10 protein-coding genes are annotated in these 9,014 nt (G+C 55.0%); 7 read left to right on the top strand and 3 right to left on the bottom strand.

Going from position 1 to position 9,014, the window contains the following annotated elements; translation table 11 throughout:
* The first annotated feature begins 272 nt into the window (after nt 1-272).
* The 3 genes from B3Z49_RS02100 to B3Z49_RS02090 are packed head-to-tail and all read left to right on the top strand — an operon-like array spanning nt 273 to nt 1,891.
* The gene (locus B3Z49_RS02100) at nt 273-767 is read left to right on the top strand and encodes a glyoxalase superfamily protein (protein ID WP_296987927.1); all 495 of its coding nucleotides are present in this window, start codon (nt 273-275) and stop codon (nt 765-767) included.
* Nucleotides 764-1,198: a GIY-YIG nuclease family protein gene (locus tag B3Z49_RS02095; protein WP_296987925.1), complete on the top strand. Its 435-nt coding sequence runs from the start codon at nt 764-766 to the stop codon at nt 1,196-1,198. Before B3Z49_RS02100 ends, B3Z49_RS02095 begins: the two co-directional genes overlap by 4 nt.
* 30 nt (nt 1,199-1,228) lie before the next feature.
* A complete protein-coding gene (locus B3Z49_RS02090; protein WP_296987924.1) occupies nt 1,229-1,891 on the top strand; it encodes a hypothetical protein in 663 nt (220 codons plus the stop codon).
* A gap of 20 nt (nt 1,892-1,911) precedes the next feature.
* On the opposite strand, the gene moaA is transcribed toward B3Z49_RS02090, so the two are convergent.
* The 3 genes from moaA to B3Z49_RS02075 form a co-directional block, all read right to left on the bottom strand.
* Nucleotides 1,912-2,910 carry a GTP 3',8-cyclase MoaA gene (gene moaA / locus B3Z49_RS02085; RefSeq protein WP_296987923.1) on the bottom strand — a complete coding sequence of 333 codons (999 nt, stop codon included), beginning with the start codon at nt 2,908-2,910 and terminating at the stop codon, nt 1,912-1,914.
* 222 nt (nt 2,911-3,132) lie between these two features.
* Nucleotides 3,133-3,945, bottom strand: a complete 813-nt coding sequence (locus tag B3Z49_RS02080; protein ID WP_296987922.1) for a hypothetical protein — start codon at nt 3,943-3,945, stop codon at nt 3,133-3,135.
* Between the two features lie 156 nt (nt 3,946-4,101).
* On the bottom strand, nt 4,102-4,287 hold the full coding sequence (locus tag B3Z49_RS02075) for a DUF3553 domain-containing protein (protein ID WP_008891614.1): 186 nt from the start codon (nt 4,285-4,287) through the stop codon (nt 4,102-4,104).
* 294 nt (nt 4,288-4,581) lie between these two features.
* On the opposite strand from B3Z49_RS02075, the gene B3Z49_RS02070 reads away from it, so the two are divergent.
* From B3Z49_RS02070 to B3Z49_RS02055, 4 genes are all read left to right on the top strand, one after another.
* Nucleotides 4,582-5,187 carry a histidine phosphotransferase family protein gene (locus B3Z49_RS02070; protein ID WP_063087440.1) on the top strand — a complete coding sequence of 202 codons (606 nt, stop codon included), beginning with the start codon at nt 4,582-4,584 and terminating at the stop codon, nt 5,185-5,187.
* A 142-nt stretch (nt 5,188-5,329) separates the two neighbouring features.
* On the top strand, nt 5,330-8,035 hold the full coding sequence (locus tag B3Z49_RS02065) for a chemotaxis protein CheW (RefSeq protein WP_296987919.1): 2,706 nt from the start codon (nt 5,330-5,332) through the stop codon (nt 8,033-8,035).
* 16 nt (nt 8,036-8,051) lie between these two features.
* Nucleotides 8,052-8,558, top strand: coding sequence for a chemotaxis protein CheW (locus tag B3Z49_RS02060; protein WP_008891617.1), 507 nt, complete (start codon nt 8,052-8,054; stop codon nt 8,556-8,558).
* Between the two features lie 82 nt (nt 8,559-8,640).
* Nucleotides 8,641-9,006, top strand: a complete 366-nt coding sequence (locus B3Z49_RS02055) for a response regulator (protein ID WP_008891618.1) — start codon at nt 8,641-8,643, stop codon at nt 9,004-9,006.
* Nucleotides 9,007-9,014: the final 8 nt, after the last annotated feature.

The raw sequence follows: 9,014 nt of genomic DNA, 5'->3' as shown, positions 1-9,014 counted from the left end.
CTGGTATATGTTGTTGTCACGGGGGCTGTCAATTTTTGAGAAAGGCGCGCCATCCGCCGATGTCAGGCTATAACCGGGCAATATCAGGCAATGTGAAAACCTTGTTTTTGGGCCGAGATTGGGCTAACACGCTTTTTACGGGGTGCGCACCCCTGCCGTCCGCAAGGTTTATGCCTTTGGTAAAGTGCGTGGAATGAATTATTCGCACCCGTTTCCCGATCAGGATACGGCCTGGCAATGCGGACCCCCGGCCTCCTGCGTGGAGACGATTTATGACTTCCAATACGCTCAATATCAGCCGTGCCGACATTGACACCGACGCGACCGAGCAATTCAAGGCACAGGCCAAACGCCTGCGCAAAGCCTTGGCGGCGCGTGATGTCTCGATCTCGCATACCGGTTCGCTCGAACTGCTGGCGCAAAGCCATGGTTTTCGTGACTGGAACACCGCCGTTGCCATGGCACGGCGCAATATCCCGACCAGTGTGTCCGATCTTGGTATCGGCAAACGGTTTGCCGGCTCCTACCTTGGTCATGCTGTCACCGGCCTGATCCGAAGCGTCACGGCGACCCCCACGCCCGGTGTGTTTCGGGTCGAAGTGCATCTCGATGAACCGGTGGATGTGGTGGAATCAAAACGCTTTAGCGGCTTTCGCCAACGCATTGGCGCGCGCATCAACGAACATTGCGAACCGGTACTGACCAACGGCATGGCCGGACCCGGACTTTCGATTGATCTGTTGCTGCGAGAGTCCCCGGACGCGTGAGCACGTTTTTCCCAGAGATCAATGACCAAACCCTCCGGCAGCTTCCCAAAGTTGCCGGAGCCTACGTTCTGGTGATCGAACTCGAAGCTGACCTGACGCTTCAAAACAAACGTTTCGCCGGGATCAACCTTGCCAAAGGCACCTATCTTTATTGTGGCTCCGCCAATGGCCCCGGCGGCATCGCCGCGCGTGTCAAACGCCACTGCAAGGCGACCAAGAAACCCCATTGGCATGTCGATGAACTGACCTCAAACGGGGCCGGGCGGGTTGTGTCGGTGCTGGCGGTGCCGGGTGGGGATGAGTGTGCGCTACGCGCTGCTTTGCAGGAAGCTGATACCCAAGTTCCAGTGCCGGGGTTTGGCAGCAGTGATTGCGCTATGTGTTGTTCACATCTTTTGTGGGGGAGTGCAGAGCTTCTTGTGCTGGGGTAAGCTGCGGGTAGTTACTTGGCGGAGGTCACAATGGCACATAGCAACAGTTTTGGAGCAGCAGTTTCGGATCTAGCATCTCTTGTCGACGTTGGATTTGAGGCCAGTATAGGAACTGGTGCAGCCTCTATGATGCAAAAAATCATGCAAAAAAGGCTGGCTGGAGCGCGAGATATCTTGCTTGAAGAGATTCGTGAAGGAAAGGTCCACATTTCGGAGGCAGTTGAAGGAGATGAGATTGTCGCCGTTGCATATCGCTTTGCGCGTTCCGCGATGGAAGGTGCTGCAAGAGTTAACCTCCGTTTGATGGCGAAGGCGCTAAAGAAGCAGTTGCAAGAACCCAATCTGTTGGCCAGCAAGTTTCAGCATCATGCGGCGATAATAGCTAGTTTGCGCAGAGAGGAGATCATCCTGCTATGCGGCTTATATGAGATTGAACATACAGCTGAGTACTCATCAAAAAAGGATGACCAACGTCCGGGATGGGCGCTCGGAAAACTGCGGGATCGATTTATTCCAAGCCTGTTCGCTAACGACAAAGCCCTAATGGCAACATTGATTGCCCTTACAAGAACAGGATTCGTCATTCCTGAGACCGCTTGGGACACCTTCGTATACTCTACCTCACCCAACTTAAGCGAAGTCATAAGCTTAGAAGAGTTTGAAGACGCGTTACGTGGGGAGGCGGATACTTAATTCGGTACTACGGAGCTCATTTAGCCCCCGGTCATACTCATATGGCGACCGACCGCCGGTTTCTGGCCTTTGCGATCAATCACAAAATCATGGCCCTTGGGTTTGAGGTCCATGGCGGCATCGAGCATCTGATTCAGCGCACGCGGGTCGCCGGTACGAAGGGCAGCACGCAGGTCAACGTGGTCTTCCTGACCCAGGCACATGTAAAGCGTGCCGGTGCAGGTGACACGCACGCGGTTGCAGCCTTCGCAGAAATTATGGGTCAGCGGCGTGATGAAGCCGAGCCGCCCGCCGGTTTCAGCCACCGTGGTATAGCGGGCCGGGCCCGGTGTGACATATTCGGACGGGATCAGGGTGTATTCCTGCTCCAACCTTTCGCGCACAGCAGTCAGTGGCAGGTATTGATCGGTCCGGTCGCCATCAATGTCGCCGAGCGGCATGGTTTCGATCAGGCAAAGATCAAAGCCTTCCTTCCCGCACCAGGCGACAAGGCGTGACATTTCGTCTTCGTTGAAATTGCGAAGCGCCACCGTATTGATCTTGATCGAAATACCGGCCTGTTTGGCGGCCTCAAGCCCGGCCAGTACCTGTTCAAGGCGACCACGACGGGTGATTTCGGTGAATTTCTGGGAATCCAGACTATCAAGCGAGATGTTAAGGCGCTTCACACCAAGGCGGGCCAGATCATCGGCATAAGTGGCCAACTGGCTGCCATTGGTGGTCATGGTCAGTTCATCGAGCGCGCCGGTTTTAAGGTGGCGCGACAGATTGGCGATCAGATCCATGATGCCACGGCGCACCAGCGGTTCGCCGCCGGTCAGGCGCAATTTACGCACGCCACGCGTGATGAAAGCCGTGCAAAGCTGATCGAGTTCTTCAAGCGAAAGAACATCGGATTTGGGCAGGAAGGTCATGTTTTCCGCCATGCAATAGGTGCAGCGGAAATCGCAGCGATCGGTTACCGAAACGCGCAGGTAAGAGACATGTCTGCCATATTTGTCGATCAGCGGTTTGGTCATGGTGGCGTTTCAACGGTGTTGTTGAGTTTCCGGGCTTTTTGCAATCGTTGTGAGGCGACTGTGGCACAGCAGACGGGGTTTTGACCAGTCTGTTTCGATCTGTGGTGTTCACCTTTACGTCAGGTGAAAACGATATGAGCCACAATCCGATAACAGATCGCAGCTCATATATTCGTTCGTTAAGGGGTAACCGTCAGGTAACGGGTGCCCACAGGTCGACGATCACTTTGACAACTTAGCGACGTCCGCATCAATGCATTTGACCACTTCGCGCAGGGTGGCGACGTTTTCGCGGCCCATCCGCGCGACCAGTTCGGCGGAATGTTCCGGCACGGCAAGCGTTTTGCGCACATCGGCAAACAGCGCATCAAGCAGGCGGATGCAGTGGGTTTCGGTGAATTCCCAACGTTCTTCGCCATGGACCATGTTGTCATTGACGAGCTGGATCAGCCATTTCTTGCGGTGTTCATAGTTGCTGAAATGCAGCGCCATGCGGGCAAACACCAGATTGATCCGCGACCGGACTTCCGGGGTTTTGGCCAGATGATCCCAGTATTCGGAGGGATTGCGCAACTCGTCATCGTCATTGGCGTGGGCTTCGATGATTTCGTGAATTTCACGATCGATTTCCTGAAGCATGTCCATGCCGACCATCATGCGGATGACCTTAAAGAAAGGCTGGAGTATCGTGCGGGACAGAGCGCCGTGTTCGATATCGCCGGCTGCGTTGCCTTCAAGCAGATGATCAAAGCGCGAGACCAGCAGACGCCCGAACGGATCGTGACGCAGGGCTGCATGTTCGCGGGTCTTGATCGCTTCGAGGTCGCTTTCAAGGATCGCCCATGCATTGTCGAACAGGTCTTCGTTGTCACGCAGGCTATTGAGCGATTTCAGGATCTGTTCTTCGGTAACGGAACCGCCATGGTCGCGGGCAACATGCACAAGACCCTGGGCAAATTGTTCCAGCACGGTAAAGGCCGCGACGTGGTGGCGCTGTTTAAAGCTGTCACGCGGTGGTTTATTGGCTGCGATCATGGGCTTCGAAACCTTCTTAAGACTGTTGTGCTCGTGTCAGGTTCATCTATCGAGTGTATGATAGAGTCCATCTTGTATGGTGAATTGATTAACAATTCGATCCGAGCAATCCATGTGCCAAGCGTTGCCTTCAAGGACCGGTTGCAGGAAGGGTGCTTATTCGTAGCCCGCCGCGGCTTCGACAATTTCCAGAACGACATAGCGCTGGCGGATGATCTGGCGACCGGCCTCTTCGAAATTGACAGCGATTCGATCTCCGTCAACGGCCTGAATGCGGCCCAGTCCCCAGTCCGGTTGATTGGGATGACGCACGATGGCGCCTGGCGTCAGCAAGAAATCCATTGGGTGCTCTGTATCCTGTGTTGCTGGCTTCAATATAGGTCGTTTGCCGAGGTCGCGCAATTTGCGGCTGCGTGTTGCGGACCGGATATCGGGGCCGATATCGCACAGAGGCAAAATTTGCCGGGTCGGAAAAGCCTGATTTTCGAGCGTGCTAAATAAGCTCTTAATATATCGGCGGCAATCTTGTGGCTTCTGCGAGTGACCTGTTCGCTCAGAACGGACCATTCGGGAAGCGCATTGTGTCTTGGGGCATGATGTTGTGACGATACGCAAAGACCTTGGAGAGCCCGCGCTATGGAAGAGGATGCCACCCTTGAACTGACCTTGATCGAACTGATCAGTTCGCGGATCTGTCATGATCTTGTCGGTCCGGTCGGGGCGGTCAATGCCGGGGCAGAACTGATGGGGGAAGACGGGGTTAGCGACGATGAGGCGCTGGCACTCATGCGCAAAAGCGGTCTTGAGGCCGCACGTCGTTTGCAACTGTTCCGGCTGGCCTTCGGGCGTGCGGGCAGCAGTGCCGATACCGCAGCGATGCGTGAAGCGGCAAAACAGACTTATGCCGCCGAAGGGAAGGTCGCACTTGATTGGCCGGATCTTCCGATTGATCCATCTCACGGGCGAATCGTATTGAACATGGTTATGCTTGCCCGTGAAGCTTTGCCGTTCGGTGGAACGCTTTCGGTTATGCGCGACTCCGGTAAAGTAACGGTTCTTGGCGAAGGCAAACGCGCGGCCTTGCGCCCTGAAATCATGAATGTATTGGAAAAAGAAGTTTCTACTGATGCACTCGATCCGCGCAATGTTCAGGCGTTTTTCTTGCGGAAACTGGCTAAACTCGGGGGTGGAGTGCTTTCGGTCTTGCAACAGGACGGAAATATTGCATTGATCTATGGATAAAAATTTGACCGGCAGGTCTGGTAATGGCGTGCAATAGCTTCTACCTAAGATACCGAAGTATAGTACGTTTGCGCCATTTGGCGCTTTAATGGGAGTTCCAGTTCCGACAAGCTATTGATTGTTGGAGATTTGGAGGGGGTATATGGACGATCTTTTAAGTGAATTTCTGACCGAGACTTCTGAAAGCCTGTCGACGCTTGACGTCGAACTGGTGAAGCTGGAACAGAACCCGAATGATCCGGACATCTTGTCCAATATTTTCCGCTTGGTTCACACCATTAAGGGCACTTGCGGCTTCCTTGGCCTGCCGCGCCTTGAGGCTGTTGCCCACGCTGGCGAGAACGTGCTCGGTAAAATCCGTGACGGCGAACTGGTGGTGACACCTGATGCCGTGACGCTTGTTCTTGAGTCGATCGACACCATTAAGTATCTGCTGGGCGAGCTCGAACAGAACGAAGCCGAGCCGGACGGAAATGATGCTGACCTGATCGGTCGTCTGAACCACTTTGCCGATACCGGCCAAATTCCGGGTGGTGCGCCGGCTGCTGCGGCAGCCCCGGCAGCAGAGGAAGCCGACGAAGAAGTTCCGATGACGGATGACGAAAAACTGCAGGCTGCTTTTGACGCCGCAGAATACGATCCCGATTTCGAAGTTCCTGACGAACCGGCTGCCGCCGCTGATCCGGAGCCGGAAGCACCGGCAAAACCGGCTGCTCCGCCCGCCGCTGCGAAATCCCAGGAAGTTGCGCCGGCCAAAAAGGCTGCCGAAAAGCCAAAGGCAGAGGCACCGCGCGCAGAAGCCAAGGAAAGCTCGGTTGCAGCCCAGACCATTCGTGTGAATGTCGAGCTGCTTGAAAACCTGATGACGCTCGTTTCCGAACTCGTCCTGACCCGTAACCAGCTTTTGCAGATGGTTCGCGGCAAGGATGACAGTGAATTCACCGTTCCGTTGCAGCGCCTGTCACACATCACGACCGACCTTCAGGAAGGCGTGATGAAGACCCGTATGCAGCCGATCGGCAACGCATGGGCGAAACTGCCGCGTATCGTTCGCGACCTTGCCCTTGAGATGAACAAGAAAATCGATCTGCAAATGATCGGTGCCGACACCGAACTGGACCGTCAGGTTCTTGAACTGATCAAGGACCCGCTGACCCATATGGTGCGTAACTCTGCCGACCATGGTCTGGAAGACATTCCGGGCCGTCGCGATGCAGGCAAGCCTGAAACCGGTACGGTCACGCTGAATGCGTATCACGAGGGTGGTCACATCATCATCGAGATTTCCGATGACGGTCGTGGTCTGAACCTTGAGCGCATTAAAGCCAAGGCGATTGCCAACGGTCTTGCGACCGAAAGCGAGCTTGAAGGCATGGGTGAACAGCAGATCCAGCAGTTCATCTTCAAAGCCGGTTTCTCGACCGCGGAAAAAGTGACTTCGGTTTCCGGCCGTGGTGTGGGTATGGACGTTGTGCGTACCAACATCGAAAAGATCGGTGGTACGGTCGAACTGAAATCGGTCGAAGGCCGTGGGTCGACCTTCATCATCAAGATCCCGCTGACGCTGGCAATCGTGTCGGCCCTGATCGTGGAAAGTGGCGGCGAACGCTTTGCCATTCCGCAGATCAGCGTTCTGGAACTTGTTCGTGCATCGAACAATTCCGAACATTCCATCGAACGCATTCACGATACGCCGGTCCTGCGCCTGCGTAATCGTCTGCTGCCGCTGGTCACGCTCAAGAAAATTCTTGGTCTTGATACCACTCAGGAAAGCGACGATGCCGTCGATGAAGAAGCATTCATCGTGGTCGCACAGGTCGGTACCTATTCGTTCGGTATCATCGTTGACCGCGTGTTCGACACCGAGGAAATCGTTGTTAAACCGGTGGCCCCGATCCTGCGCGATCTGTCGCTGTTCTCGGGTAACACCATCCTTGGCGACGGTAGCGTGATCATGATCCTTGATCCGAACGGCATTGCAACCCGCACCGGCGAAATCACCGTTGGTGGTTCGCAGGGTGTCGAAGGCAAGGCCAAGGCCGATGCATCGGATCGCGAAACCACATCCATGCTGGTCTTCCGGGCCGGTGGCAGCGAAGTGCGCGCGGTTCCGCTGGCACTGGTTGCCCGTCTTGAAGAAATCGATGTCGAGAATATCGAACATTCGAATGGCCGTCCGCTGGTCCAGTACCGCGGCAAGCTTATGCCTCTTGTCTTTATCGACGGTAGCTACCAGATGAAGTCAGAAGGCCGTCAGCCGACCCTTGTGTTCCAGGATCGTGAGCGCACCATGGGTCTGGTTGTCGACGAGATCGTCGATATTGTTGATGACGTGCTGAATGTTGAACTGACCGCAGATCAGGATGGTCTGGTTGGTTCGGCCGTGATTGACGGCAAGGCCACCGACCTTATTGATGCCGGTTACTACCTTGAACTGGCCTTCAGCGACTGGTTCGGCACCGAGGATAACGGCGGCGAGAAGAAGCGTGTTCTTCTGATCGATGACAGCCCGTTCTTCCGTAACCTGCTGACGCCGATGCTGTCGGTTGCCGGTTTCAATGTGACTGCGGTCGAAAATGCAGAACAGGCCATGGACCTTAAAAACCGTGGTGTTCTGTTCGATGCGATCATCAGTGACATCGAAATGCCGGGCATGAACGGCTTTGAATTTGCCGAAGCGCTTCAGGATGATGCAGAATGGGGTGAAATTCCGATCATTGCCCTGTCCTCGCACACCAAAGAGGAAGACTTCGAACGCGGTCGTCAGGTCGGTTTCAGCGACTATGTGGCCAAATTTGATCGCGATGCGCTTGTCTCGACCCTGATCCAGACACTGAGCAGCATGTAAGCGGGAGAACAGTCCTATGAGCGATAAAAACGCACTCGTCCCGAGCCAAGAAAAAGGCGGCGCCCTTGAACTTGGTGGTGACAGCCAGGATTTCGTGACCGCGAATATTGGCAAGCAGCTTTTCGGTATCCCCGTCCTGACCGTTCAGGATGTCCTGGGGCCGCAACGCATTACCCGTATCCCGCTTTCACCGCCGGAAGTGGCCGGATCGTTGAACCTGCGTGGTCGTATCGTGACCGCGATTGATGTCCGCAAACGTCTTGGTCTGCGTGACCGCGAAGACGATGAACCGGGCATGAGCATCGTTGTCGATGAAGGTGGCGAGCTTTACAGCCTGATGGTCGATCAGGTTGGTGAGGTTCTGAGCGTTCCGAAAAAGGCGTTCGAACAGAACCCGGCAACGCTTGATCCGCGCTGGCGCGAATTTTCGGACGGTATTTTCCGTCTCGACAAGAAGCTTCTGGTGATTCTCGACGTGACCCGTCTGCTTGATTTCACGTCTTCGATCAAGCAGGCCGGTTAACCTGATTTCCCATGCCGGGCACGCAATGTGCCCGGTTCCTGCCATTGTGGCTTAACGACCTAAGTAAGCGAGAAGGAAGTCGATGAAGAGTTGTCTCGTCGTCGATGATTCGAAAGTCATCCGGATGGTAGCAAGACGCATTCTCGAGGAAATCGGGTTTGCGGTTGTGGAGGCAGTGGACGGTCAGGAGGCACTCGACAAGTGCCTTGAGTCCATGCCCGATGCGGTTCTGCTTGATTGGAACATGCCCGTCAAAAGCGGGATCGAGTTCCTGCGCGAACTGCGTGCAACGCCTGGTGGCGATGATCCTGTTGTTGTGTTCTGTACAACTGAAAACGACCTTGAACACATTCAGGAAGCCATCACCGCTGGCGCGAACGAATACATCATGAAGCCGTTCGATAGCGAGATCATCCAGGCCAAGTTCGAGCAGGTCGGCCTGATCTAGGCCGGGGT

Source organism: Thalassospira sp. UBA1131 (genome assembly GCF_002311515.1).
Classification (GTDB): Bacteria; Pseudomonadota; Alphaproteobacteria; order Rhodospirillales; family Thalassospiraceae; genus Thalassospira.
Note: the sequence above shows the minus strand (reverse complement) of the source record. Positions and strands in the feature narration are given on the sequence as shown.

Coding starts and splice junctions, on each gene's coding strand:
- B3Z49_RS02100 (WP_296987927.1), top strand. CDS start 273: ATGACTTCCAATACGCTCAATATCAGCCGTGCCGACATTGACACCGAC.
- B3Z49_RS02090 (WP_296987924.1), top strand. CDS start 1,229: ATGGCACATAGCAACAGTTTTGGAGCAGCAGTTTCGGATCTAGCATCT.
- moaA (WP_296987923.1), bottom strand. CDS start 2,910: ATGACCAAACCGCTGATCGACAAATATGGCAGACATGTCTCTTACCTG.
- B3Z49_RS02080 (WP_296987922.1), bottom strand. CDS start 3,945: ATGATCGCAGCCAATAAACCACCGCGTGACAGCTTTAAACAGCGCCAC.
- B3Z49_RS02075 (WP_008891614.1), bottom strand. CDS start 4,287: ATGGATTTCTTGCTGACGCCAGGCGCCATCGTGCGTCATCCCAATCAA.
- B3Z49_RS02070 (WP_063087440.1), top strand. CDS start 4,582: ATGGAAGAGGATGCCACCCTTGAACTGACCTTGATCGAACTGATCAGT.
- B3Z49_RS02065 (WP_296987919.1), top strand. CDS start 5,330: ATGGACGATCTTTTAAGTGAATTTCTGACCGAGACTTCTGAAAGCCTG.
- B3Z49_RS02060 (WP_008891617.1), top strand. CDS start 8,052: ATGAGCGATAAAAACGCACTCGTCCCGAGCCAAGAAAAAGGCGGCGCC.
- B3Z49_RS02055 (WP_008891618.1), top strand. CDS start 8,641: ATGAAGAGTTGTCTCGTCGTCGATGATTCGAAAGTCATCCGGATGGTA.